We start from the raw sequence: 26,517 nt of genomic DNA, 5'->3' as shown, positions 1-26,517 counted from the left end.
CAGGTTAGAAATAAGTAAAATTCAGTACAATTGATATGTGTCATAAATACGAGAGACTAAAGAGGTACAAGGATAAATCAGGACTATGAAAATTGCCATTCACCACAGAAAAGACGGTTTCAGTAGCCACTGGATTGAGTATTGTGAAAAAAACAGTATTCCATATAAAATCGTAGACTGCTATAGCACATCCATTATTGATGATGTAAGGGACTGTGATATAGTGATGTGGCACTTCCATCAAACAAATTGTAAAGACATTCTTTTTGCCAAACAGCTGGTCTATTCACTGCAAACTGCCGGGAAAAAAGTATTCCCTGATTTTCATACCGGCTGGCATTTTGATGACAAGGTAGGACAAACCTATCTATTGGAGGCTATGGGGGCACCAATTGTTCCTTCTTATCTGTTTTACGAGAAGGATAAGGCATTGAATTGGGCTGATTCTACTGAATTTCCGAAAGTGTTTAAGCTTCGCAGAGGCGCGGGCTCTTCTCAGGTCCGATTGATAAGAGATCGACGTACTGCTCGTAAAATGATTAAGAAAGCATTTGGTAAAGGATTTAGCCAGTATGAACCCGGTTCAAATTTAAAGGAGAGATGGCGTTTATACAGAATAGGAAAAAACTCACTATGGAATGTTTTTAAAGGAGTTGTAAGGCTTGGTTATACAACTGAATTTGACAGGATTGCAGGCAATGAAAGAGGCTATGTCTATTTTCAGGATTTCATACCTGAAAATGACTCCGACACACGTATAATTGTAATCGATGAAAAGGCGTTCGCTATCAAACGTCTTGTAAGGAAAAATGATTTCCGGGCATCCGGCAGTGGTGAGGTGGAGTACAGGAAAGAGCTTTTTGATGAGGAGACCATACGGCTATCATTCCAGCTTGCGGAAAAACTGAACAGCCAGTCTCTTGCACTGGATTATGTATACAGTAACGGGAAGCCGATGATTGTTGAGATTAGTTTTGGTTTTACCACCCAAGTGTATGAATCTTGTGAAGGGTATTGGGATGAAATGATGAATTGGCACCCGGGACCTTTTAACCCTCAGCATTGGATGGTTGAATCTTGCCTGAAAAGCCTGGTAAAATCGAATGTATAGCACGATTGTAAGGGGGATGCAAAAGTTTAAGCGAAAGCTTGGACCATACATCACTAATCTGGGAGGATGGACAACAGACCGTAAAATTATTGTGATTGAATCGGACGATTGGGGCAGTATCCGAATGCCGTCAAAACAGGTCTTCAATAAATGCTTGAAAGCGGGTTACAGGGTTGATCGAATCGCCTACGAAAAATATGACAGCCTGGCGAGTGAGAACGATCTTGAACTGCTTTTTGAATTGCTGTCAGGGTTTAAGGACTTTAATGGTAACCATCCGGTCATTACAGCGAACTCACTCGTGGCAAATCCGGATTTTGGAAAAATAGAGGCGTCCGGATTTAAGGAGTATCACTATGAACCGATCACGGAGACTTTCAAGCGGTATCCCGAACACGGCCGATGTTTTAATCTTTGGAAAGAAGGGTTGGAGCAGAAACTATTCTACCCACAATCGCATGGAAGAGAACATCTGAATGTTTCGATGTTCATGAACGCACTGCGACGGGGCGATCGCGACGCAATATTCGGTTTTAAGCATGGTATCCCCGGATCGATTCCCCGTGGTGTAAAAGGGGGAAATAGGTACGTTGAAACGCTGAACTACAGTAGTGTTGAGGATAAAGAGGAGAAGCTGGAAATTATCCTGGAGGGGCTCGATCTTTTTGAGGAGCTTTTTGGGTACCGGTCGGATTCATTTATCCCGCCCAACTACCTATGGAGCTCAGATTATGATGAAAAGATGAACAGGTATGGAGTGAAATACTACCAGGGGAACCGCAAAATGAAGGAGCCGATACCCCAAGGTGGAGTAAAACTGCATCCCCGTACGCTGGGTGAGAGAAACAAGTATGGACAGATTTACTTGGTCAGAAATGTACTTTTTGAACCTTCGCTGTTTAAAAACGGGATTGATGATCCTGTAGAACGTTGTTTAAAACAGGTGCAGGCAGCATTTCGGATGAATAAGCCGGCTGTAATCTGCAGCCATCGGATTAATTATGTTGGATATCTTGACCCCAAAAACAGGGACCGATCTTTGAAGATGTTACAAGAGGTGCTTGAAGGGATATTGAAAACATGGCCGGAGGTTGAATTTATGACATCGGTACATATTGGTCGATTGATAACGGGTGAAGATGATTAAGAGAATACTATCCGGAAACATGTCGTTGAAAGAGCATGTTAAAAGTGCTTTTAACTACAGCACAAGAAGCAGAGGAGCAAAAAAAGCGTGGAAAAAGAGACATGGTATTGTGTTTGACAAACACCCGGAGTATAGAGAAGAAGCAACAAAAGTAAAAGAGAAGGCTCACCGGGAATACTGGTCGGATTTCCAATCCACCTTCAGGCCTGATACGCTGCGAATCTGCGAGGCGATTTCTGGTGACGCCGATCCCAAAATTATTCCGGAAGAGATCTTTCAGGCCGATATAGAGCCAAGCCTGAACAGGATACCCGAAGCGCACTATTTGGGGAACAAGAGCCTCTATAACCGTTGGTTTTCAGAAGGGATTTTTCCCAAAGATTACCTTCACAACATTGACGGAGAGCTTCTGGATACAAACTACAACAGCGTGAAACCGGAAAATCTAAAAGAGCTGGCGGAGCAGTTTCACTACCCGGCTATTCTGAAGCCGAATATGGACTCCTGGGGCGGGAATGCCATACACTTTGTTGAGAACAGTGAAGAGCTGCTCACTAAAATTAAAGAGAAAAAAAACTTTGTGGTGCAGGAAAGGATTACGCAGAACGAAATCCAAAGCAGATTACACCCCCCGAGTCTCAACACGGTACGGGTCTATCTATATAAGTCTGTAATCGATAATAAGACACATATTGTGAATATTGCACAGCGAATGGGTAACGGGGGTGCGCTGGACAACGTGGCCTCCGGGGGGCTGATCTCCCTTGTCAGGGAGAATGGGAGGCTACACGGATACGCGCTCGACCGGTACGGGCAAAAATTTAAAACTCATCCCGTTACGGGTCTGGCTTTCGACCAGGCACTGCCTGAATTTAAAAAATTGAAAAACCTTGCATTGGAAGTCGGATCCAAAATGTTCCAGCTCCGAGTGGTTGGCCTTGACCTCTGCTACGATAGCAGCGGATCATGGAGGATTATTGAGATCAACACCAAAGGGCACAGTATCCGGTTTTCACAGTATCCGGGCCAGCCTTTTTTCGGAGAGTTTATGGATGAGGTAAAGCAATATTGCATAGAACGACATTGGTCAAGAAAATAGACATGGATAGATACGATTTTTTAGCGAGATCGATTAGCAGAGTAAAAATTTCTATCGGCTCAGTTTGTACAGGGGTTCAGAATACATTAAGCCATAAGATTTCAAGGGTTAATGCAAACCACCTTCGGAGCGAGGTTGTGAAGTTTCGCAATGGAAAACAAATTATAAATACTAAATTAAAGAAAAGAATAAAGGAATACTCATCAAGCCAATTTGGAACACCCGACTACTGGCCGTGGCTGGCATATTATACAGAAATGAGAGGGGAGTTTTTGGAAGGGTGGTTACCGATTGACTACTATCGGTTTCGTTTGCTTCCCAAATGGAATCAATTAAGTGAAGTAAGTTTGTACAAAACCTTTGATTATCAGCTGTTCGGTGATTTCGCGGTAAAGCCGATTGCGGTAAAAATTTCAGGGCAGTGGTACAATTCTGACTATGAACCGCTTTCTAAAGATCATTTATCTGAAAGATTAAAGGATTACGGACATGAAGTTGTCATAAAAACCGATGGAGGCCGGGGCGGGCACGATACACAATTTGTGTCCACAGATGAATTTAACACGGATCTATTGGATGTAAACTCTAACTTTGTTATACAGCCGGCCATTAAACAGCATGAAGAGATGGCACTATTTTCGGGCAATTCTGTAAACACGATCAGGATTATCACTTTCAGGACAGATGAGGGCCCTTTGAAACCTGTTTTGACTTATATAAGGTTTGGGCGGGGTGAATCAAGAGTGGATAATACCAGTTCGGGAGGTTTATATGCAAATATTGACTCTTCCGGTTACATCTGTTCTGATGCCTACCGAGGAATGGGACTTATTACAGAAGCGAAACATCCCGAACATGGTTTTACCTATCAGGGGATGAAAATTCCCGGTTTTGCCAAAGCCGTGGAGAGTTGTGTGGCCGCCCACAAAAAGTTCCCATTCACAAGAATCATAGGGTGGGATGTATGTGTAGAAGCCACGGGTGAAGTACGGTTACTTGAGTGGAATGCGAGGAGGCCATTGATCTGGACTCTGGAACCACTCTTTGGCCCGCACTTTAAAGGCTTAATTTGAATATTAAAAACAGATGATAATGGGTATGTATATTGTGAAAAAGTTATCTCCCTTAAAGAAAAGGTTGCTAAAAAAGTATCGGCTAAAACAGTATACAAAGAAGGCGCATGGAATTCGGCAAAGTGTCATAGAGAGAACAGGCAGTGAGGTCGTTACTAAAAAAGTAAAAGATGAGATTAAAGAGTACTCAAATGACGTGTTTGGAACCCCTTCACTTTGGCCATGGCTCGCGGTTTATACTGAGATAAAAGGTGAGTTTATCCCCGGGTGGCTGCCTAATGATTACTTTCAAATTACGCTATTGGATGATTGGAATATCAAGAGGTTTTCTGAAGTAAGTGATATGAAAACGTTTTACCATATGTACTTTGATGATTTTGCAGTAAAACCATTAGCCTTAAAAGTATCAGGAATCTATTATGACCAAGACTGGAATATTATATCCATGGATAAATTGATTGACAGAATTAGGGCAGAAGCTCAAGAGGTAGTCGTGAAAAAAGATGGTGGTTTTGCAGGAAGAGATATTCGATTCTTAAAAACCAATGATCTGGGCATTAATGAATTGGAAAAAGACAAGGATAATTTTGTTATTCAGCCAGTCGTCAAACAGCATCCTGTATTATCGAAATTCCATAAACATTCATTGAACACGCTTAGAATTGCAACTTTTCTTGAATCAGACGGTTCTGTTTCATTTAAATTTGTTTTATGTCGTTTTGGCACTGGTGGGAATCGGCTTGATAATACTAATGCGGGAGGCAGATACTGTTTTTTAAATGTTGAAGGTAAGCCAGTAAGCGGTATTTTAGATTCGGTAGGATTAAATGTTGATCAGGAAAATCTTAGCCTCGCCAATTCACTCAAGACTATAAAAGTTCCATCTGTAAAATACGCAATTGAAAAATGTACCCAACATCACAGTTATTTTCCATATGTGAGATACATAGCTTGGGATGTGTGCATAGACTTGGACTCAGAACCAAGAATGATTGAGTGGAACGCAATTCGTCCGGGTATGTGGCAAGCAGAGCCTCATGTAGGGCCGATTTGGGATCTAAAATCAATAATTAATAAAACATAAATTTGAATTGCTCATTACGCTATATTCTTTGCAGGCCCCCTTTTAATCATAGATGGTTTATTTCCCGAAATTTTGGATCGAAATAGTAAAAATTCAGACGCTATGGGTTCTTCTATAACTGTTCTTTGGATAAGATAACTATGAATTTCATCGAAGGTGAATTTGTACAACATTGTAGTATCTCATTTTTTGATGAGTTTATTAAGGAGGTTATCGATTATTGCAAAATGAATCACTGGTCCTTAATTGAATAAATATGTATGATCTGATATCTAGGTTTCTATTTCGCATCAAGCGTGCTTTAATAGTACTTAATGATCGATTTGAACGATTTGCAATGTATCGTGTCTCCAGAAATGAGGCCCGAAACTTAAGGAAGCGTTTAATTAAAATCAGGGGATATAAGATTGTTAATCGTCCACTCAAGGCAGAGATTAAACGGTACTGTCGGGAAACGTTTGGCAGTTCTGCATACTGGCCGTGGCTGGCACTTTATACTGAGATGCGCGGTGAATTTATAGAGGGCTGGATTCCGGATGATGTGTACCGGTTTGAAATCCTGCCCAAGGTAAACCCGGAAATATTTGCTTCATTGAGTGATGCTAAATCAATGGATCATAAGCTTTTTCCCGGGATAACCGTTGAACCCCATCTGACGCGCATAAGGGGTGAATATATTGACAGAAGGGGGAACGTCCTTGATGAGGATCAGGTGCGGGAATATCTTATCAATTTGAATCGGGAAATTGTGATTAAACCGGACAACGGAAGGCAAGGGAAAGGAATTCTGTTTTTACACTCAAGACATATAAGAATAGATGAACTTCCTGCAGACTCTGATTTGGTATTTCAGGAAGTGGCTCGTCAGCATAAATCTCTGAGGGAAGTTTATCCGCATTCAGTAAATACTTTTCGGGTTTTAACACATATGGAAAAGAGAGGCGAAGTTGCCGTCAAGTTCATAAACTTAAGATTCGGCACAGAAAAAAATAGAGTGGATAACGTATCGTGTGGTGGAATATGGATATCTGTTAAAATGAATGGAGAGGTGAGCAGCAGTGCTTATGACGAATTTGGACTGGAAGCCGGAGAGCATCATCCGGATACAGGATACCGGTTTAAAGAATTAAGGATTCCTTTTGTTGACGATATAATTGCATGTTGTAAAGTGGCTCACAAGTCATATCCCTACGTAGGCTTGGTGGGCTGGGACGTTTATGTGAATGAAAGTGGAAGACCCATTATTTTAGAATGGAATGCTAAGAATCCATGGTTTTGGGATATTGATGCACAATTTGGCCCCCTTTTTTTGGGAAAATGAGTGACAGATCTAATTGGACATAAAAGCTATGTCACTACGTTCTGATGTATACCTCTATTTATGCAACTTCACACGTTGGTAGTCAGCGGCAGCCTACTACCTTTACTGATGATCCCTGGAAAGGAGTGAATTATAATTGTTTAGTTTTTCAAGACTAATATGTTGGGAATTATCCCGATAAGGGACGGACTGGATACTTTTTTGATGTGCTCGTGTAAAACTTTTCTTACTGAGTGGAATTGATAAAAAACAGTAAAGAGAGATTAACTCATTCTATTGAGATTTCCCAACATCTGTATTTAAGTATCATGAAAGATAATCATTACACAGAAACGCATAAGCGTTTCATTTAATAATTTTTTAAATCGAGAGATTTATATTGGAACATTCTAATCCTGTGTTAGTAAGATCTTTTTTGAATGGTTTTTAAAAAACCTTTACAGACCAAAGATTAATTATAACTAATATTTCCCTGTTAAAATCTGTAACAAATAAGTCTTTTGCAGCTCTTTATAAAACAAGTTGCCGGCAAAGTGGTATTCACTGGAACTGGACTTTTGTAGATTTTAATGAACAAACAGACTTCTATCAGATGCTCAATCCGCTTAAGAATCAGAAACGTATGAGATCCTTGAAACTATTTTTACTACTGATATCGTCAATTATAATAATACCCATCACGACCCTCTCACAGAATAAAGACAGCTTAGAGGGAGATTTCGAAGCTCTTCAGGATATCTATGAAGTGACGAACGGTCATGACTGGACGAATAATTCGGGGTGGGAAACCATGACACCTGAAAATATGGGTTCTGCATACGGTGTTACTGTAAACAATAGTGGTCGAGTTACAGAACTCCGATTATTTAATAATAACCTTAGAAATTATATTACTGACAGTAAAAATGAGCCAGTTCTTAGCGAGGATGGTAGGTATCAATTAATAGATGGATACGCACTTAAAGAGTCGATTGGTAATTTAAAAAAATTAGAATATATAGATATTCGTCTCAATAAACTTACTGGTGATATTCCTTTATCTTTTTGGGAGCTCTCTAATTTACGTGTCGCATCACTTGGGTACAGACAAGTAAATGTTGTTGATCTTGAAACAACCAAATGGCCCTATCCTGAAAAGGATGATTATATTGGAAATAAGTTTACAGGAGGTATTCCTTCTTCAATTTCAAATATGGTAAACCTTGAGCGGTTATTTTTAGAAAGGAATTATTTTTATGATACGACTATACCATCAGAGTTATTTTCTTTACCCAAAATTGAATTTATTGCGTTAAATCATAACGGACACACTGGTAATATTGATAACGTAGGAAATGCAAAAACTCTAAAAAACTTGCAAATTCGGGGTAGTGATCCTCATCATAGTAGAGGAGATAATCCAATTAATGAAATATTAACTGGCCCATTACCTGAAAGTTTGGGGGGATTACAGAACTTGCAGACAGTAAGATTTGGTGGGCAAGGTTTTACAGGTGAAATACCTCAGTCATGGTCTAATTTGCCAAGCTTAGTGTTATTGCTATTAGGTGGAAACCCCTTAAGTGGTGATTTTCCAAGTCATATTAATAATAGAAACTTACCGAAGTTGCATACATTTTCAATCAAGAATACAAATATTAAAAGTTCAATTGACCCTGAATATGATTCAAATAAGTTCAGTTATTATGTTATCAGCCAAACAGAAGTAAGTGGTAGCCTGCCTGATACATGGAAAAATTCATCAAGCCCTGGTTTTTTTAATGGAATGAAAATAATTGAGATGCAAGACCTTGGTTTAAATGGAGAATTTATTGATGATTTAAGCAGTATGTACCAACTAAGACATATTTTTGCTCATGGAAATAATTTTACAGGTAGCCTACCCTCGGATTGGCCGAGTGCAACATCTGTAGCAAGAATTTATTTATCAGATAACGACTTTTCAGGTGCTATACCTGCTACACTTGGAAACATGACAAGTACGACTTACATTCTATTTGGTGATAATAGATTAAACTCTTATGAAGTTGGTGCAATTAGTCCCGTTAATTTGGATGGCGATGGTAATTATGTAAGTGGTATGCGTGGAATCAAGACATTTAAAGTGGAAAATAATTCACTTTCTCAATCAGATCTTGACCAAATCATTCTTGATATGTGGGCAAATGTTCAATCCCGTTTGGGGACGGAATGGGAAAATTGGGGCACAAACGGAATCTTGGATATAAGTAATCAATCGACGGGGGCCGGGCCGTCCAATACGAATGAGGTAAATAATGCCATTCAGAAGTTGGAGAGCGCCGGCTGGAGTGTGAAATTTGATGGAGACAGAACGCCACAGGATAATAGTGGCGATGGTGATACTTCACCCACCATTCCCACATTAAACTCACCCTCAAACGGGTCCACTAATATTTCATTATCTCCGGAATTCACCTGGTCTAACGAGCGGGCAGATTCCTACCGGCTCCGTGTGAAAATAGCGGGGAGCTCTTCTTATGTTATCGATCAAAATGTAGATGGCACCTCCTTTACGCCATCTGTTCAGCTTCAGCACAATACGCAATACCAATGGCAGGTGCGTTCGATACAGGATGGCAACAGCAGTAGCTGGAGTTCTTCCCGTCAATTTACAACAGTTCTGGATGAAGAAAACGGGGGGGGTGACGGTTCAGGTGATGATGAAGGCAAAGAAGAACCCGGTCAAATTGATGCGCCGGTTCAGATTTCACCACAGAACAAAGCCACAAATGTACCCAACTCAATTCGCTTGAAATGGGACCCTGTTGCAGATGCAGAACACTACATTATTCATGTAACACGGGAGAATGAGAAGGGGGAGCACGAAGAGTTTTTCTATTCAGATGCTGAGGGAGTTGTGATCACAGAAACGGAGTACACCATAAACAGATCTACTCTGCCCAACCGTGTACACTCCTGGAGGGTGCAGGCCGTTATTAGAGATACAAAAGGCAGCTGGAGTCCGGTATGGCAGTTTACTACGGCCAATACAGACGAAGCTTCGGAATTCAGAACGGAATTAGGGCAAAACTACCCAAACCCATTTAATCCCACCACACAGATCCGTTTTACTATTGCCGAATCACAGCAGGTGTCCCTCAAAGTGTATAATATGGCCGGTCAGCTGGTGACAAACCTTGTTGATAATGTTGATTATTCTGCAGGTACACATGAAGTAAATTTCAATGCAAGTAATCTCGCCAGCGGGATCTACTTCTACCGGTTTATCACCGGTAGTGAGATTGTAACACGGAAAATGACGCTCATGAAATAGTTCATGGAGGGTTTAACGCGGAGACGCTAAGGCCGCGGTGATGATTTGGGTAGGTGGTAATGAAACATCTGTCTTTTTATCCTGACTTATAACATCCAAAAGCATTAGCCCGGTAATTGAGAATTGCTCATATCCCACAACACCCTGTCCCTGCGTCTAAACGCCTCCGCGGTGAACTTTTAGAATGAATATTTAGTGGGCTTGGGACTTTATTAGAAAACCAATGACTCAATAGTATTAAGAGAAATTTTTCAAGTAGAAATCAAATCATTGTATTCGAAGCCTTTCTATTGGTAGTGTGATTTCTATAGCATCTGCCGACTTTCAATTCACTCATTCTCCAATCTACCCTGAAAGTTATTAATTATATAACTGAGTGCTCATATCTGTTAAATATAACCGATAAAATCAATTCGGATATAGAAATACAATTTGATCAGACGAAGTAAAAGTTTGACAAATGCATCCTTAGAAAGGATTAATGCAATTGTTGGATGTAATCTATATTATGTTAATGTTAGTAAATTGTTACCTAAACATTAAGCGTATCAAATATAGTGACTAACGAAAGTGAATACGGCGCTATTTATAGTTCAACATAATTTCAGAAAGAGATGGTCAATTACAAGGGAAAAAATTTTAAAGACTTCATCAGAGATGGGTCAATTAAGTTAAAATTGCTTATTGGGAAACACCTTATGGCTCCTCTCCAAAAAAAAATAAATTCAGTTAGATACAATCACTTAGCTCCAACTGATAAAACGATTTACATAAACATTGACGACATTTATGGATGGTGTCCTGGGTCATTAAAAGGCTTAAGCTATCAGGGGCAAGTTTTATCCGGAGATTGGGATTTAAATATTATACCAAAAAATGAAAGATTAAAAACGTTCTCGAAATATATTGGGATCTATGAAAGATATATTGAGCAGAAAGAGTGGATTGAAACAACGTTATTTCAGCATTATAAAAGTTTGTTAAAGAAGAACAGGCAGGTCCTGGGCCGAAATTCAATAAAAGAGATTGAGGCATACTACGAAGAAAATATTGATTCTCTTTTTACTGCAATAAAAACAATTGGAATATTGCCGGCCGGAAACGGTGACCCAGGGATTGATCCCCTGTATGTGCACATAGGCAGAAACGGGGAGTTTTTCTATACGGTTGAGGGAAATCACAGATTGTCAATGGCAATTGTTCTAAATATTGAGAAGATACCTGTGCAAGTCTGGAAAAGACATAAATTATGGCAAGAGAAGAGAGAGAAAATATTGGGAGATAGATTAATACCAAAAAATCTGAAAAAATACTTAAATCATCCTGATATTATAAGTGAATTAAATTCATCAGATAATGTGCTATACACAAAAAAATTGGCGGAAGAGATTGCCTAAGTTAAGGTAAATTGTGTTGAAGATTATAAACTCAATTCTTCTATCTAACCCTTAAGACGACATCTTCTCATTAATTTAGTGCTAAAATTTAAATGAAAGATCCGGATTTATGCGATTGGAGCTAAAAGAAAATATAAAAAATTTTTTGGTTGATAAGAGGCATCAATTGCTAAAAAGTGAACTGAAAATTATAGTTAATCCAAACTTGATCCATCAATATGGGATGCCATTTAAAAAAGGAGATAACCTTCGTAAGTTTATTTTGAGGAGGGATAAACCGTACTATTTGACGTTGAGAAAGCCATTGTTATTATCAGGTAATTGGGATTTGGACGTGATGCTATTTAAAAACTACAGCACATCTATTTTTATTCAAGAGCTTGTTGAAAATGATCTAGATTATACAAGATGCAGGCGCTATCAAGATATGATCGAAAGAGTCAACCGAGGCGAAGTGAAGGAATTGAAAGGCAAAAAAGTAGTTTTAGATTCAGTGGAAAGCGTTAATATGCATATGCAATATTATGTTGAAATTATTAAAAGTATGAGTAAGAATGGTTTTATAGAAGGACTTGCAAAGGATTCAGTAAAGGTAATGATAGGGAGAGACGGGAGTCTAATAAAAGAAGAGCATGGTCGTCACCGTTTAGCAATAGCACAAGTTTTAGATCTTAATGAAATAACTGTTAAAATAACTCATATCCATCCGGAATGGGTTAAAAAATATCAAATTAACGGAATGTCTAGTTCTGATATTAAAGTAATAAAGTGGGCACTTAATAATTTGAAAAAAATGGAAACAGTTGTTTAACTAGTTTTTTACAAAAGGACTGATTCTAAATGCGCAAAAAATTTAATGTTGGCAGGATAGGGTGCCAATGAGACGGAGAGTAAAATCGGTACAAAAAAGTCACTAAAATAACACAGACGAGATTGTACCTTTAATAGTTTTACAGGTATTATGTTGACGTATTGTTTTAAGCCTTAATAATTTCCTACATAACACTGATATTGACATTAAATAAAAACAGACATTTAAAACATTGATGAGAAGTTGAATAGTAAGCAATTCAAAAAGGAAATCTCTCGACACCTAAACAATTGGCGGGGCTGGCGAACAGAACGGAAAATTATTGTTATAGAATCTGACGACTGGGGGAGTATCTGCATGCCCTCTAAAAAGGTGTTTGATTCGTTGTTGGCAAATGGGATTCGGGTTGACCTGTGCCCGTATGCTACCTACGACTCACTGGCAAACGAGGATGACTTTGATGCACTTTTTTCGGTCTTGTCGGGAGTTCGCGACTCGCGCGGCCGGCCGGCCGTGATTACTGCGAACACCATTATGACGAATCCCGATTTTCAGAAAATAGAGGAGTCAGAATTCAGAGAGTACGGCTTTGAAGTGTTTACGGAATCATATCAAAAATATCGATCTTCATTTAATCCATTGGAGTACTATCAACAGGGAATGAAAGCCGGCATTTTCTATCCACAATTTCATGGAAGGGAACACTTGAATATCAAAGAGTGGATGAAACAGCTTAGAGATCCGGGATCCAAGTACAGAAAAGCTTTCAATGAAGGCGTGAACTGGCTGGGTTCTAAGTATAATCCCCGTAGTGGCATTAATTTAAGAGCAACATATGATACAAATAATTCTTCTGATCTTGATACCCAAAAGGCGGAACTGAAAGAGGGGCTTGATCTCTTTAAAGAAATATTTAAAATGAACTCTGAGAGTTTCATCGCACCCAATTATATTATTCATTCTGATCTGAATGGTACTCTGAAAGAAAATGGTGTTCAATTCATACAGGGTATGAAATACCAAGTTTTTCCAAAACTGGGAGCAAATAAACATGAGATGAAACGACGAATCCAGGGGGGGATGAACAGTTCTCAGCAGATAAATCTGGTTAGAAATTGTGAGTTTGAACCGTCTCAATATTCACAAACATATGATAGCGTTGGTGAGTGTATGAAAGGAATTAATAATGCATTTCTCTGGAAAAAACCGGCGATAATTAGTGCGCACCGCCTCAACTTTATTGGTAATATTCATCCGGAGAACCGGACGAGAAACCTGAAAAAGTTCAAGGAGCTTCTATCTCGTGCTACAAAAAAATGGCCGGATATTGAGTTTATGACATCCGTGGAATTAGGCAAGCTAATGAGTGACCGGTAAAATGAGTGATGTTGGATCATTATAATTTGCCTGATTCAGTCATAAAATACTATTCTTATTGTTTATAAATGTAGCGCTATGCACATTTAATTATATTTAGGAAATTTCAGTTTTGTCTTCATTATATGTTGCGTTGTAGAACTGTAGAACTGTAGAACTGTAGAACTGTAGAACTGTAGAACTGTAGAACTGTAGAACTGTAGAACTGTAGAACTGTAGAACTGTAGAACTGTAGAACTGTTTGATTTACAGGCAAGAATTGCATAGGTGTGACGGAAAATTATTGCAAAATATATTATAAAGCTCTTCAAAGGGTATAAATAAGGGGATGAGATAAATTCAACATGATGGCCGGGAAACGAAATATTTTAATATTGATGCCGTCACTTCGGGCCGGAGGGGCTGAACGGACACTTATTAATTTACTGCATAAAATCGATTCAAATCGTTTTAATGTGGACCTGTTTGTTGTTTCCAAAAAAGGACCATACATAAAAGATATTCCTGACTATGTAAACACAACATTTTTTTTTAAGAATGATTTTATTGCACGGGTATTCGGTTTCATCCACAGGCAGTATAGCATTGATTGGTTTTTCAAGAGAAAAATGCAGGCAATTGAAAAGTCCTATGATGTGGGCATCTCCTATTTGGATGCGAATTTTACTGATCTGCTCTTTTACTCGGAAAACATAGAGAAGAGAGTAGCTTTTATTCATAGTTCATATAAAACACATGATAACTACGATCGGTTCTATAGCAAGGAAAGCTATAACCGAAAATTGAGGAAGAATCGTTATTCTATGCTTGATGCGATTTACTTCGTTTCTGAAGATGCCATGGAAGAATTTATAGAGGTTTTCGGTAAGTATCCGAAAATGGATGTGATTTATAATATGGTAGATCGTGAATCTATCATAAGTAAATCCAAAATTAATGATGGGGAAGAAACAGAGGGCTCATTTCGCTTTTCAGCAGTGGGAAGTCTTATGGAGGTAAAAGGGTTTGACCGGTTGATAAGGGCAGCAGGTATATTAAAAGATGAAGGTTACCGGTTTACAATTGAGCTGGCCGGAACAGGAGAGGAGGAAACGAACATTCGCAGATTGATAAAAAGTCTGAAGCTTGAAGATACAGTAATATTGCATGGGTTTTTACCCAACCCGTACCCTTTAATAAAAAAAAGCGATGTATTTGTGATGAGCTCTATCTCTGAAGCATTACCCACGGTTCTTTGTGAAGCAATGATTTTGGGTGTACCTACCGTTGTGACAAATTGTTCAGGATGCCGGGGACTGGTCAATAGCGGTGAGTATGGATTGATGGCAGAACAGGATGACGCTGACTTGGCAGAAAAAATGAAACAATATTTAGAAAACCCTCACCTTTTGGAGCACTATCGAAAGAAATCTATTGAGCGTTCAAAACTTTTTGATGATGAACGAGTCTTAAACTCATATCATGAGATATTTGAGGGGAATATTTAATTTTTGATTAAAGTATTTGGAACCTTGTTTTAAATATAAAAAAAGATTGAAAGAATTTGATTGCCGCCTTGAGTTCAGAGTGTAAATAACCATAATTTATAAAAGTAAAATTGGGTGTAGATAGTAAATTTTGGTTTGAAAAATTGTTGAAAATTGGTTTTTTGAAATTTATTAATACCTCTGAATACCCTATTAAAATATAGAATTAATCAATTCGTGAATAGAAAAAAAGTAATATGTCTTGTTATTCCAACACTGCAATCCGGAGGAATGGAGCGTGTAATGAGTGAACTTGCTGGCTTTTTTTCTGCAAAGCATGATACTAAAGTACATTTAGTACTGTACGGAAAAGAACGAGAACTTTTTTATGAAGTGCCTGACGGTGTTCAAATACATCGGCCAGATTGGACATTTAGTGATAGATGGAGAACACTTCACACGTTGAAAACTTTAATGTTTCTTCGGCAAAGGGTTAAAAGTGTTGATCCTGATGTAGTATTGAGTTTCGGTGAATATTGGAACAGTTTTGTTATAATCTCACTTTTAGGGTTAAAAGTGCCCTTGTTTATTTCTGATCGGTGCAGCCCTGCTAAAAATCTCAACACCCCCCACGAACTCCTCAGAAAAATATTATACCCTGGTGTTTCGGGAATTATATCACAAACTTCAAAAGCAGAGGTTATCTACAGAGAGAAAGGCTATAATAAAAATATACGTACTATTGGTAATCCCGTACGTGAGGTTGATAAGAAAGGCAAGGTACCCGACAAAGAGAATATTGTCTTAACTGTGGGGCGATTAATCTCTACGAAACATCATGAACGGTTACTAACCATATTCCGGAATGCAAACCCGGGAAATTGGAAGCTCGTCATCGTTGGAGGAAATGCAAATAAAGAAGATGGAATGACTCGCTTAAAAAAAGTGATTGAAGACAATGGTTTGCAGGAGCAGGTTATTTTAACGGGGAAAATATCGGATGTTGATACATATTTTCTTAAAAGTAAGATTTTTGCATTCACCTCCAGTTCGGAAGGATTCCCGAATGTGATCGGTGAGGCCATGTCAGCCGGATTGCCTGTTATTTCATACAACTGCATAGCAGGTCCATCGGATATGATTGAAAATGGTGTGACCGGCTATCTTGTGGATCTTTTTGATGATAAAACATTTAAGGATAACCTTGAAAAGCTGATGAATAATGAATCTCTGCGACAGCAGATGGGTGAAGCTGGTGAAAAAAAAATACAGGCTAATTCAGTAAGTGGAATCGGACAACAAATCTACAGATTTATTACAACTACGCCAGAGCCATCATAATATGATTATATTACAAATCAATACGTCTGTAAATACGGGCAGTACCGGTCGAATCACGGAGCAGATTGGCCGAAAAGCAATTCAAAACGGCCATATTAGTAGTATTGCTTATGGTGTATCAGGCAGCGAGGATAGTCGATCAAAATTAATCAAGGTAGGCTCGAGGCCTGAAATGATGCTTCATGGTCTTAAAACCCGGATGTTTGACCTTCACGGTTTTGGGTCAAAAAATGCAACATTGGCTTTAATTGACAAGATAAAAATAATTAAGCCTGATGTAATAGGGTTGCACAATCTTCACGGTTACTATCTAAATATAGAGGTGCTCTTTAATTTTCTGAAAGAGTCTCAAAAGTCGGTGGTTTGGACTTTTCATGACTGCTGGCCATTTACCGGTCACTGTACATATTTCGACTCAGTAGGCTGCAAAAAATGGATCAATGGGTGTTATGATTGTCCCAAAACAAGGTTTTATCCTGCGAGTTATGGTCTCGATAACTCAAAATGGAACTATGAAAAAAAGAAGGAACTATTTAACGGCCTGGAAAATCTGCGGATAGTAACTCCATCTCAATGGCTGGCAGGGCTTGTAAAGAAATCATTCTTAAAAAAATATCCAGTAGATGTGATCCATAATGGAGTAGACATTGATATTTTTACACCGCAGGCAAAAGAACTGCCTTCAGGTTTTGAGCAGGATGAAAGGAAAATAGTGCTTGGTGTAGCCAGCGTCTGGGATAAAAGAAAAGGTCTCGAGGATTTTAAGAAGCTGCGACAGATTTTGGACAAAAGCTTCCGGATCGTACTAGTTGGGCTAAATAATGAGCAGCTCAGCGACTTGCCATCCGGAATTACAGGTATAGCCAGGACTGAGAATGTTCATCAGCTTGCGGCTCTATATGGGTTAGCCGAGGTATTTGTAAACCCTACCTGGCAGGATAATTTTCCGACTACAAACATTGAATCACTGGCTTGTGGAACTCCTGTTATTACTTACGATACAGGCGGAAGTCCGGAGTCTATTAATAGGCAAACGGGAAAAAAAGTTGATCAAGGAGATATTACAGGGATAAAAAATGCTATCGTTGAAATTGCAGAGAAAGGGAAAAGCTTCTATAAAGATAAATGCAGAGAACAAGCTATCAGTCATTATGATAAGAATGATAGATTTCAGGACTACGTGAATCTTTATGAGGAATTAGTGACAATTCAGATTAAATGATTGAAATTATGAATGGTTTTTCTCGCAAAAGGGCACTGCAATAATGCATTATATATTGTTACCTTCTGTAATTCAATTTTCTAAGTATAAAAGTCACTGGAGTTTCAGAATTTAGTATTTGCAATCCAAACTATGCTTCGGAGTCTAAATTTGAAGTATATACAACCATCAGCTTGAACCAAGAATATTTTATAATCATGACTTTTATATTTTTATAAATACTATTCCTAATTAATAATCTATCTTGTGGTTCCAGAACTTTTTTATCCACCAATACTTCTCGTTTAAATGATTGCAGTCATATTAAAAAATAATAAACATAAATAGACTCCTTACAGTACTTCATGGTCATTGTTTAAGACATTATAATTTAAGACAAAGTTAAAATCTATGATCTTAAATAGGATGAAGTAATTGAGTGGAAAAAACTGAATAGAGATCTTGGTCTGATGGGACTCCTGCTTCTTTTTAGAAATGATTGCATAATAAATTTCACAATTAGAATGCTAAATTAAATTCGCAAAAAGAAAAATACAAATGAACTTCTGGACAATATCACTTTTTGACCCCACACCTTACGACCAAGTGGGTGAGCTTCGATTTATTCAGATTGCTAAAGCGGCGAACAGGGCGGGCCACAGTGTAACCCATTTTACCAGCACTTTCCACCATCCCTCCAAAGAGCACCGATTTAAACAGAATACAACCATTGAGGAGAATCCCGGCTACAGCATAGAGTATATATTCTCAAAAGGATACAAAAAAAACATTTCACTTGAACGGGTACGTGCACACGCGGACTTTGCGGATCGATTGATGGAAACACTGAAAAAAAAGCCTCGACCTGATGCCATCTTTATCAGTATGCCACCTCTCAGCTCTGCGGAAGCAGTAACAGAGTGGGGAAAGGCGACAGGGATTCCGGTTTTTGTGGATATTATAGATCCTTGGCCCGATTCATTTATCAAGGATGTACCGTCATTTTTAAAACCTCTTAGCCGGTTTTTTATCCGGCCATTTTTCAAAAAGCTTGAGAGAATTTTGCAAAACAGCACGGTGGTTACATCGATCTCTAATGGATATCTTGATTGGGCGAGATCCCGCTATGATGGAGTTAGGAAAACGGCTTGCTTTTATCCCGCCTTAGAGCTCGATAAGATTCAAGACCAATTGTTGAAGCTCTCCGGGAAAGAGGTTAGAAATGAAGATGTACTGAGAATGGTCTACGTGGGCAGCCTTGGGAGCTCTTACGATATTCCCGCAATTGTAAAAGCGGCGGCGGTATTGGATAAAAAACATCCGGGAAAAACTGAGTTTACTTTAGCCGGGTCGGGACCACAGGCGGAGATTGCGAAAGAGTATGAGAAGAAATTGACCAACCTGAAGTACCTGGGAAGAATTTCTGACGAAGAGCTGCTGAGGCAGTATTACTTATCAGATCTTGGGCTTTTGCAACATAAAAATAATCTGACGCAGACGGTGACTTATAAGCTGTTCAGCTATCTTAGTGCAGGTCTCCCGATTCTGAATTCGCTTCAGAGCGAGATGGTAGAGATTATTGATTCCAATAGTGTGGGGATGAATAATATGAACGGAAATGTGGAAGAGTTGGTGGCCAATATCGAGAGTTTTCTGTTTGACAGAGATAAACTGAACCGGTATAAGAAAAATGCTATAGATTTAACACGGGAAAAAGGAGATTCAGGTAAAGTATATTCCGAGCTGATCGAAATGCTGGAATCTGCCACAATAAAGACATGCAAACCATCGGTTAAGGTTGTTAAGTGATATGAAAATACTGATTACTGATGCAGACTCAAGAAAGGCATATGATATTATCAATATTTTAAAAAATGTTTATAATTATGATCTAATCCTATTTTCATCCAGTGGAATTCGCTTTCCGCTTCCACTTATTTATGGTCAAAAAGTGTATAAACTTCGGAGCGATAACAGTGATGAGTTTACCAGGGATCTTAATAGTGCACTCGATGAAGAGAGAGAGACAGATGGGAATTTTTGCTATATGGCGGTTTCGGAAACGCCTACACTGCAATTGTACGGCTACCTGGAAAGAAAGGAAAAGTATTCAGCCGCGATTAACTCACTGCTTCCCGATATCGATTCGTTTCAGCTTGCCCGGAATAAAAAAATTTTTCAGGAGTACTGTGAAACTCATTCTCTCCCGGTTCCCAGATCATATAATGGGAAGATAATATCAGATCTGCAGAAGGAGTTCAGGCCGGTTATTGCCAAGCTGAATATCGGAGCAGGTTCGGTTGGAATGAAGTATGTGGAGGAGAAAGAACAGCTTTATCTGCTGGAGGACATTGATCACAGCGAATACCTGGTGCAGGAGAAAATTGAAAGCGACAGGAAAATCTACGGCGCTTTCTATCTCTGTAAAAATGGTGAGCTGATTTCCTATCACGGCCACCGGCGTATTCGCACCTTTCCTGAAAAGGGAGGAGTAACGGTTTACTCCAAAGCGGATTACAATCCGGAAATAAGGGATGCGGGTGCTGATCTTTTAAAGAGACTGAACTGGAACGGCTTTGCGATGATTGAATTTATGTACGACCTAAGGGATCACACCTGGAAGATCATTGAGCTGAATCCAAGATTATGGGGATCTGTCATGCTCTCAGAGTTTTGCAATGCATCCCTGCTTGAAAACTATGTGAGACTTTGTAGTGGGGAGCAACCTGTTCAGGAACCGATAGAAACGGAACGCTTTATCCGCTGGATCTTTCCATTTGACCTGCTCAATTTGATAAAAGGAAAAATAAGAGTGGCTGAATTTTTTCGCTTGAACCGTCACAATACCTGCTATATTAACTTTACATACGGGAAATGGCACAAAAATCTGATTTTTCTGCTCTTTTTCACATTTAATAGTCGGTCGATTACGCGCTATTTTAAAAAAGTTTTCTCATGAAAGAGCAGATGATTGTTTTTGATTTTGATAAAACCCTTACTGAGAAAGATACATTGTTTGGGTTTTATCGATCTGTACACAAAGAAAATTTTTCATTTTTAATCAGAAGAACTATTCACTTAGGGGCAGCTTTTATTTACAAACTTGGAATAATAAACAATGATCAACTAAAAAAAATTGGAGTTAGTCTGTTTCTCAGCGGCATGCCTGTTTCTAAGCTGAAAATAATGGCAAAAGAGTATATTGGTGATATTAAGTTAAATCAGGTCTATTATCATGATTTCCTGAATGCCCCAAAACAAAAACGAGTCATCATCTCTGCATCATTTGAAATTTATTTGAAAGAATTATTTCCAGAAGAGATTGTAGTCGGTTCATTATTAAAAATTAAAAAAGGAACGATAGTGGGGCTAGATAGGAATATGTATGGTATTCGTAAGAGAAATTATCTTATGAGTATTGGAATTAATGAAATTGACTGCCTCTATACGGATTCATATTCAGATTTGCCATTAATGAAAATGTCAAAAAAAATATTTTTAGTTAAAAATGATGAAGTTAATGAAATCCATCATGATAAAATCATATAAATATGAATAAGATGCTTGTTTTTTCTCATATGATGAAAACTGCAGGTACTAGTCTTAGCAAGCAGTTGATTGCACACTACGGAAGCAAAATGCATATTGTGCCGGGTGGACTCCTGATGAATGATGATTATTATAATAAGGAGAAGTTTATAAATGATTATAAAAAACTACATCAGAGGCTAAAACTAATTAGTGGCCACCCGATGAGACCGTACATAGATTTTGGAGAGCATGAAAAAAATATGGTTTGGTTTACTTTTTTCAGAGAACCGACCAAACGGTTTGTTTCACATTATCTTCATGACTATAAATGGACTAATCATTTTTCTCATAATAGTCACAAAGTAATGAAGGATTCAACAATTATTGAATGGGATAAGTTTTATAATTTTTCAAATTATCAAACAAGGTTTATCGCAGGAGAAAATAATTTTGATAAGGCTGTGGAGCTACTAGAAAAAAAGATAGAATGGGTTGGCCTTACTGAAGAGTATGAAGAAAGCTTATACTCATTTAAATCACACTTTAATTTAAATAACTTCTATTTTGAAATAGAAAGAAGCAATAAAAATCTTGCTGACCAAGAAGTAAAAAAAAATGTGTATAAAAATCATTTAGATTTTATTCATGAAAAGAATGAAAACGACATAAAACTATATAAGTATGTCAGAGATAATATTTGGCCAAAGTTTAAGGTTAAGGAATTTGTTAAAATTGACAAAAGCAGAGGGAAGAGTAAGTTATCGAGGAGTATGAACACATTGTCATTTCACATTAATCGGCAATTGAAGTTTAGAACGTCTGAAATAAATATATCTAACATAAAAAAATTTTATAGGCGATGGTATAAATAGAAATAGTGAATTTATCGTTTAAAAAATAAAAAGGAACATAATATTATCTCTAGTAAAATTAAATATCTTTGTTCAATATAAATGAAGATGAGTATTAAGGTATATTTAAACTTATGATAATTAACGAATTTAAACGACACGTTAGCAATTTTCCGGGTTGGCGTACAAAACGTAAATTGCTAGTGATTGAGTCAGACGATTGGGGCAGCATACGAATGCCCACCTCAATAGACCGTGCACAGCTTCTTGAAAAAGGAATTATAGATGAAGGTAATCGCTATAATCGTTACGATACGCTCGCTAAAGCTGATGACCTGGAAGAGTTATTTGAGGTATTGAGCAGGTACATAGGTGGAGATGGAAATCCTGCAGTGATGACTCCTGTAACCATTACAGGCAATCCCGATTTTGAAAAGATTAAAGAGGAAAATTTTGAGAAGTACTATGCAGAGCCTTTTCCTGAAACACTGAAAAGATATTATGGTGAGAACAACAATATCATGGAAACGTGGAAGCAGGGAATGAAAGCCGGTGTATTTAAACCTCAGTTTCACGGCCGGGAACATTTGAACGTGGCAGAGTGGATGCGCTCACTGCAAAACAGTGATAAAACCAATTGTATAGCATTTGACCATGGTTTTTGGGGATTAAGATTGGGTGATGGAGATAATACAAGAATTAGCAGTTTTCAGGCAGCATTCGACCTGTATGACCCGAAAGATTTGCAGGTGCAGGAGCAGTCCATTATCGAGGGCCTGCATATGTTTGAAACGATATTCGGATACAGAGCCATATTCTTTGTCCCGCCAAACGGCCCATTTAATAATTCGCTTGAAAAAACAGCTTACGAATATGGCATTAAATATATATCTAAAGCTAAGAGGCAGATAGAGCCCTTAGGGTGGGGGGAAACGCGAACAGTTTTCCATATTCCCGGTAGGCAAAATGAACACGGCCAATTAATCCTTACACGGAATTGTGTTTTTGAACCGAGTGAGGAGGGTAAAGATTGGGTGTCTTCTTGTCTAAGTGATATAAAAATTGCATTCAGAATGAGAAAACCGGCCGTTATCAGTACTCATCGGGTAAACTACATTGGGGCACTTGAGGAGAGCAACCGGAAACGAGGTTTAAAACAACTGGATGAATTGCTATCAGCAATAATGAAGAACTGGCCGGATGTGGAGTTTATAACATCTGATCAACTCGGTGATATTATCGCTGGAGAGAAGAAAATGTCGAAATGAGTCATTTAGATACAAATATCGCATCTTTTACTGTTGATGTAGAAGATGGTATAAGCATCGCCATGAGGGATGCGTTTGGAGTTAAAATGGATCCAACTGACAGGGTCTTTGAGCATACTGAGAGAATATTGGAGATATTTTCAGAGAAAAGTTTTAAAGGGACATTTTTCATACTGGGAATTATTGCAGAACACTACCCTGAACTTGTAAAAAGAATAGGTAGTGAAGGCCATGAATTGGCTGTGCATGGCTACAATCATCTTATTTTTTCAAAAATGACGCCGGAGAAAGCCTTCCAAGAGTTGGACAGTGCAAAAAAGCTAATAGAAGATCTTTCTGGGCAAGAAGTATACGGGCACCGGGCTCCTGCGTTTTCTATAAATCCGAAGACGAGTTGGGGGCTGGATGTCATTGCAAAATGCGGATTTACGTACGACAGCAGTATTATGCCCTGCAAAGGCCTTCGTTATGGATGGCCGGAGTTTAGTAAAAATATTGTGATGGTAAATACTGCAAATGGAAATAGGATTATTGAAGTTCCAATGTCCACAACTAAGTTCTTGAGCAGAGAAATCCCGACATGCGGCGGGAGTTATTTACGGTTACTTCCATACAATATGACAAAAAAATTTTTCAAAAAGGTTCAAAAGGAAAAACCTGTTGTAGTTTATATCCATCCTTATGAATTGGATAATCAAAGATATCCGGAGTATTTCTTCACTGAACTTAAAAAAGCGTCGATTAAAAAGAATCTTTCCCTTCGTTCAAATTGGTTGTTCAGGAATACAGTTGAAGAGAAGTTTAGAAAGCTTATGGCATTATCCGGATCAAAACCGATCATTGATATTATTAAGGAAAAGCAGGAGGCTGCAGAGTTACCGGTTTTTGAGATTTCGGATTAAGAAACATGGTATGTCTGTCTCTCGCCATTCATGGTTCAGTACAAAAGCCGGTCTGTAGGGAGATCTTTGAATTTAGTTTAAACAGACATACCATGTTTATGTTCAATCCACATTAAAAAATATCACATGTTTGACGCATCTTATTATCACTTTCTAATTGCATACGCAACAGAATGTTGATAAGATTGTAATGAACAACCATAAACATATTTAATAAATCTATGGAAGAAAAAATATTTGACGCATTCAGAGAGGCAATGGATAATGAAGATCTTGAAATCAATCTTTCAGATAACTTTCGGGAGTACGAGGATTGGGATTCATTGGCCTACCTCTCTATGATTGCAACTTTGGATGAGGAATTTGGTGTAGAAATTGAGAATGAAGAGTTTCGAAAGCTCGAAACAGTTAAAGATCTTCTGGAAGCTGTGAAGGCAAAGGCATAGTGAGGAGTGACCAAATTCCAAAAGTCCTAAAGCAGCTATCAGGTAGATTTTCGGAAGATACTCTCTATATTGGAATTTAAAATTAATAAGAAAGCAGGGAAGAGATGGCAAATTTAACGTTTGAGAACATTGGTATAAAAGCGATGGCGGCGGCTGTACCTGCAAATATAATTGATAATCTGACATACACTGAGCACTTTCCGGCCGAGGATGTGAAGGAGATTGTAGAAAAGACGGGTATTAAAGAGCGCCGTTTTGTAACAGAGGGGATGACTGCATCAGACCTCTGTTTTCATGCCGCTAAAAAGCTGATGGAAGATAATGAAGTTAAAGCTGAAGATATAGATGCCCTCATTTTTGTTTCTCAAACTCCCGATTACCGGATGCCTGCAAGCTCAGTGATTCTGCAGGACCGGCTTGGTCTTCCAAAGTCTACTCTGGCGTTTGATATGAATCTGGGTTGTTCAGCATTTGTATACGGTATGTCGGTTGCATACTCTTTTATGCAGCAGCAGGGTTTTAAAAATGTGCTATTGTTAGATGGTGAAACACGCTCGAAGGTGTATCATCCAAAAGATCGGAAAACGGCTTTTCTTTTCGGAGACGGCGGTGTTGCGGCGTTGATTTCACGGGATGAAGCATACGGCAAAAGCTATTTTTCTCTTAATTCAGACGGAAGCCGTCAGGATCTGATAAAAATGGACGCCGGGGGTTACAGAAACCCAAGTACGCCGGAAACGCTAAAGGAAAAGGTAGTGGATGAGTACGGGAATATCCGAACCGATGAACACGGATACATGAACGGAGCGGATGTATTTAATTTTGCCATACGGGAAATCCCGAAAGATATCAGGCATACACTGGAATATGCAGGAGCTGATAAGGAAGACATTGACTTTTTTGTTCTGCACCAGGCCAATATCTATATGAATAACTATCTGGGAAAAAAGCTGAAGCTGGATAGTGATAAAATGCCCATATCTCTTGATCGTTTTGGGAATACCTCCTCCGTATCCATTCCTCTCACAATCGTTTCAGAATTAAAAGACGAATTGAAGGGTGAAAAACAGAAAAAACTTCTGCTGTGCGGATTTGGAGTTGGGATGTCCTGGGCTTCAGCTGTTATCAATACAAGTAAGGTACATATATCCAGTCTCGTTGAAGTTTAACAGGTTTACATGAGTTTGAAAATTCAAAATAATTCACTGTCCGTTAATCCCGGAAAAAGAGAGTTTTAAAATATATCCTGTTGGTTCATGTTGAATAGAGAAGATGTTGTTATTCATTTCAAATCGAGTATTGATTCTGGCTATAGGCCTGAATTGGACAGTATGTTCTACTTTAACCGCAATCAGTCGCGTTATGTAGACCGTATTAATCAGTCCATAAAAGAGTATTCAAAACCGATTGTTGTAGAAGAAAACGGAGAAGTTGCGCTCGTCTTTAAAGAAAGGGAGATTGGCCAGACCCTGCATATTTTTGACGGAGATTATGAGGGTGCCGCTTTAATTGGTGCGGTCATGTACGTTCGTGATTCAGAAGAGAGAATCACGATTGTTCATATGGCGCTTCATGAAGAGTGCAGCCGTATTTATAAAGAGGAAGGGGTGAATATTGTTGGAATTGTTATGCATGAGGTCCTGTCAATATTTAAGAAAATGAAGGGGGTCAGTACGGTGCGCATCTATTATATTGACAAAGAGTTTCCATTGGGTAAGCTGCTTAAAGAAAACAGTGAGGTTTAGCTTCTATGATCTTAACAAAATACATTTCATCTTCTTATGAGATTTTTACGC

At 38.5% G+C, this 26,517-nt stretch carries 22 protein-coding genes; all 22 read left to right on the top strand.

Annotated features, from left to right (window positions below):
- Nucleotides 1-85 precede the first annotated feature (85 nt).
- The 22 genes from CWD77_RS11635 (at nt 86) to CWD77_RS11530 (ending at nt 26,466) form a co-directional block, all read left to right on the top strand.
- Nucleotides 86-1,111, top strand: coding sequence for an ATP-grasp domain-containing protein (locus CWD77_RS11635; RefSeq protein WP_101073736.1), 1,026 nt, complete (start codon nt 86-88; stop codon nt 1,109-1,111).
- Nucleotides 1,104-2,258, top strand: a complete 1,155-nt coding sequence (locus tag CWD77_RS11630; protein WP_101073735.1) for a hypothetical protein — start codon at nt 1,104-1,106, stop codon at nt 2,256-2,258. Before CWD77_RS11635 ends, CWD77_RS11630 begins: the two co-directional genes overlap by 8 nt.
- Nucleotides 2,251-3,357, top strand: a complete 1,107-nt coding sequence (locus CWD77_RS11625) for a sugar-transfer associated ATP-grasp domain-containing protein (protein WP_101073734.1) — start codon at nt 2,251-2,253, stop codon at nt 3,355-3,357. The genes CWD77_RS11630 and CWD77_RS11625 overlap by 8 nt, the downstream gene beginning before the upstream one ends.
- 2 nt (nt 3,358-3,359) lie before the next feature.
- Nucleotides 3,360-4,430, top strand: a complete 1,071-nt coding sequence (locus CWD77_RS11620) for a sugar-transfer associated ATP-grasp domain-containing protein (RefSeq protein WP_101073733.1) — start codon at nt 3,360-3,362, stop codon at nt 4,428-4,430.
- A 19-nt stretch (nt 4,431-4,449) separates the two neighbouring features.
- Complete coding sequence (locus CWD77_RS11615; RefSeq protein ID WP_165779144.1) at nt 4,450-5,514, top strand: sugar-transfer associated ATP-grasp domain-containing protein; 1,065 nt, start codon at nt 4,450-4,452, stop codon at nt 5,512-5,514.
- 256 nt (nt 5,515-5,770) lie between these two features.
- Complete coding sequence (locus tag CWD77_RS11610; protein WP_101073731.1) at nt 5,771-6,835, top strand: sugar-transfer associated ATP-grasp domain-containing protein; 1,065 nt, start codon at nt 5,771-5,773, stop codon at nt 6,833-6,835.
- 622 nt (nt 6,836-7,457) lie between these two features.
- Complete coding sequence (locus CWD77_RS11605) at nt 7,458-10,130, top strand: T9SS type A sorting domain-containing protein (RefSeq protein WP_165779143.1); 2,673 nt, start codon at nt 7,458-7,460, stop codon at nt 10,128-10,130.
- 614 nt (nt 10,131-10,744) lie between these two features.
- Complete coding sequence (locus CWD77_RS11600; protein ID WP_101073729.1) at nt 10,745-11,527, top strand: hypothetical protein; 783 nt, start codon at nt 10,745-10,747, stop codon at nt 11,525-11,527.
- A gap of 109 nt (nt 11,528-11,636) precedes the next feature.
- Nucleotides 11,637-12,338: a hypothetical protein gene (locus tag CWD77_RS11595; protein WP_101073728.1), complete on the top strand. Its 702-nt coding sequence runs from the start codon at nt 11,637-11,639 to the stop codon at nt 12,336-12,338.
- 357 nt (nt 12,339-12,695) lie between these two features.
- The gene (locus CWD77_RS11590) at nt 12,696-13,715 is read left to right on the top strand and encodes a hypothetical protein (RefSeq protein WP_133120223.1); all 1,020 of its coding nucleotides are present in this window, start codon (nt 12,696-12,698) and stop codon (nt 13,713-13,715) included.
- A gap of 344 nt (nt 13,716-14,059) precedes the next feature.
- Nucleotides 14,060-15,202 carry a glycosyltransferase gene (locus tag CWD77_RS11585; protein ID WP_101073726.1) on the top strand — a complete coding sequence of 381 codons (1,143 nt, stop codon included), beginning with the start codon at nt 14,060-14,062 and terminating at the stop codon, nt 15,200-15,202.
- Nucleotides 15,203-15,418: 216 nt separating this feature from the next.
- Complete coding sequence (locus tag CWD77_RS11580; RefSeq protein WP_101073725.1) at nt 15,419-16,522, top strand: glycosyltransferase; 1,104 nt, start codon at nt 15,419-15,421, stop codon at nt 16,520-16,522.
- A 1-nt stretch (nt 16,523) separates the two neighbouring features.
- Nucleotides 16,524-17,744, top strand: a complete 1,221-nt coding sequence (locus CWD77_RS11575) for a glycosyltransferase (protein ID WP_101073724.1) — start codon at nt 16,524-16,526, stop codon at nt 17,742-17,744.
- Between the two features lie 537 nt (nt 17,745-18,281).
- On the top strand, nt 18,282-19,532 hold the full coding sequence (locus tag CWD77_RS11570; RefSeq protein WP_101073723.1) for a glycosyltransferase family 4 protein: 1,251 nt from the start codon (nt 18,282-18,284) through the stop codon (nt 19,530-19,532).
- Nucleotide 19,533: 1 nt separating this feature from the next.
- Nucleotides 19,534-20,682: an ATP-grasp domain-containing protein gene (locus CWD77_RS11565; protein ID WP_101073722.1), complete on the top strand. Its 1,149-nt coding sequence runs from the start codon at nt 19,534-19,536 to the stop codon at nt 20,680-20,682.
- The gene (locus CWD77_RS11560; protein WP_101073721.1) at nt 20,679-21,272 is read left to right on the top strand and encodes a haloacid dehalogenase-like hydrolase; all 594 of its coding nucleotides are present in this window, start codon (nt 20,679-20,681) and stop codon (nt 21,270-21,272) included. Before CWD77_RS11565 ends, CWD77_RS11560 begins: the two co-directional genes overlap by 4 nt.
- A gap of 2 nt (nt 21,273-21,274) precedes the next feature.
- On the top strand, nt 21,275-22,126 hold the full coding sequence (locus tag CWD77_RS11555) for a sulfotransferase family 2 domain-containing protein (RefSeq protein WP_101073720.1): 852 nt from the start codon (nt 21,275-21,277) through the stop codon (nt 22,124-22,126).
- A gap of 215 nt (nt 22,127-22,341) precedes the next feature.
- A complete protein-coding gene (locus CWD77_RS11550; protein WP_206018004.1) occupies nt 22,342-23,373 on the top strand; it encodes a polysaccharide deacetylase family protein in 1,032 nt (343 codons plus the stop codon).
- 62 nt (nt 23,374-23,435) lie between these two features.
- Nucleotides 23,436-24,275: a polysaccharide deacetylase family protein gene (locus tag CWD77_RS11545; protein ID WP_165779142.1), complete on the top strand. Its 840-nt coding sequence runs from the start codon at nt 23,436-23,438 to the stop codon at nt 24,273-24,275.
- Between the two features lie 221 nt (nt 24,276-24,496).
- Nucleotides 24,497-24,721, top strand: coding sequence for an acyl carrier protein (locus CWD77_RS11540; protein WP_101073717.1), 225 nt, complete (start codon nt 24,497-24,499; stop codon nt 24,719-24,721).
- Nucleotides 24,722-24,825: 104 nt separating this feature from the next.
- Nucleotides 24,826-25,890, top strand: a complete 1,065-nt coding sequence (locus CWD77_RS11535) for a ketoacyl-ACP synthase III (protein ID WP_101073716.1) — start codon at nt 24,826-24,828, stop codon at nt 25,888-25,890.
- A 162-nt stretch (nt 25,891-26,052) separates the two neighbouring features.
- Nucleotides 26,053-26,466, top strand: coding sequence for a hypothetical protein (locus CWD77_RS11530; protein WP_133120222.1), 414 nt, complete (start codon nt 26,053-26,055; stop codon nt 26,464-26,466).
- The last annotated feature ends 51 nt before the right edge of the window (nt 26,467-26,517 follow it).

Origin of the sequence: Rhodohalobacter barkolensis (genome assembly GCF_002834295.1) — a bacterium.
Classification (GTDB): Bacteria; Bacteroidota; Rhodothermia; order Balneolales; family Balneolaceae; genus Rhodohalobacter; species Rhodohalobacter barkolensis.
The sequence above is the reverse complement of the archived record's forward strand: the minus strand, read 5'-3'. Positions and strand labels throughout refer to the sequence as shown.

Coding starts and splice junctions, on each gene's coding strand:
- CWD77_RS11530 (WP_133120222.1), top strand. CDS start 26,053: ATGTTCTACTTTAACCGCAATCAGTCGCGTTATGTAGACCGTATTAAT.
- CWD77_RS11555 (WP_101073720.1), top strand. CDS start 21,275: ATGAATAAGATGCTTGTTTTTTCTCATATGATGAAAACTGCAGGTACT.
- CWD77_RS11590 (WP_133120223.1), top strand. CDS start 12,696: ATGCCCTCTAAAAAGGTGTTTGATTCGTTGTTGGCAAATGGGATTCGG.
- CWD77_RS11535 (WP_101073716.1), top strand. CDS start 24,826: ATGGCAAATTTAACGTTTGAGAACATTGGTATAAAAGCGATGGCGGCG.
- CWD77_RS11630 (WP_101073735.1), top strand. CDS start 1,104: ATGTATAGCACGATTGTAAGGGGGATGCAAAAGTTTAAGCGAAAGCTT.
- CWD77_RS11635 (WP_101073736.1), top strand. CDS start 86: ATGAAAATTGCCATTCACCACAGAAAAGACGGTTTCAGTAGCCACTGG.
- CWD77_RS11585 (WP_101073726.1), top strand. CDS start 14,060: ATGATGGCCGGGAAACGAAATATTTTAATATTGATGCCGTCACTTCGG.
- CWD77_RS11595 (WP_101073728.1), top strand. CDS start 11,637: ATGCGATTGGAGCTAAAAGAAAATATAAAAAATTTTTTGGTTGATAAG.
- CWD77_RS11625 (WP_101073734.1), top strand. CDS start 2,251: ATGATTAAGAGAATACTATCCGGAAACATGTCGTTGAAAGAGCATGTT.
- CWD77_RS11620 (WP_101073733.1), top strand. CDS start 3,360: ATGGATAGATACGATTTTTTAGCGAGATCGATTAGCAGAGTAAAAATT.
- CWD77_RS11565 (WP_101073722.1), top strand. CDS start 19,534: ATGAAAATACTGATTACTGATGCAGACTCAAGAAAGGCATATGATATT.
- CWD77_RS11540 (WP_101073717.1), top strand. CDS start 24,497: ATGGAAGAAAAAATATTTGACGCATTCAGAGAGGCAATGGATAATGAA.
- CWD77_RS11560 (WP_101073721.1), top strand. CDS start 20,679: ATGAAAGAGCAGATGATTGTTTTTGATTTTGATAAAACCCTTACTGAG.
- CWD77_RS11610 (WP_101073731.1), top strand. CDS start 5,771: ATGTATGATCTGATATCTAGGTTTCTATTTCGCATCAAGCGTGCTTTA.
- CWD77_RS11550 (WP_206018004.1), top strand. CDS start 22,342: ATGCCCACCTCAATAGACCGTGCACAGCTTCTTGAAAAAGGAATTATA.
- CWD77_RS11615 (WP_165779144.1), top strand. CDS start 4,450: ATGGGTATGTATATTGTGAAAAAGTTATCTCCCTTAAAGAAAAGGTTG.
- CWD77_RS11570 (WP_101073723.1), top strand. CDS start 18,282: ATGAACTTCTGGACAATATCACTTTTTGACCCCACACCTTACGACCAA.
- CWD77_RS11600 (WP_101073729.1), top strand. CDS start 10,745: ATGGTCAATTACAAGGGAAAAAATTTTAAAGACTTCATCAGAGATGGG.
- CWD77_RS11575 (WP_101073724.1), top strand. CDS start 16,524: ATGATTATATTACAAATCAATACGTCTGTAAATACGGGCAGTACCGGT.
- CWD77_RS11605 (WP_165779143.1), top strand. CDS start 7,458: ATGAGATCCTTGAAACTATTTTTACTACTGATATCGTCAATTATAATA.
- CWD77_RS11545 (WP_165779142.1), top strand. CDS start 23,436: ATGAGGGATGCGTTTGGAGTTAAAATGGATCCAACTGACAGGGTCTTT.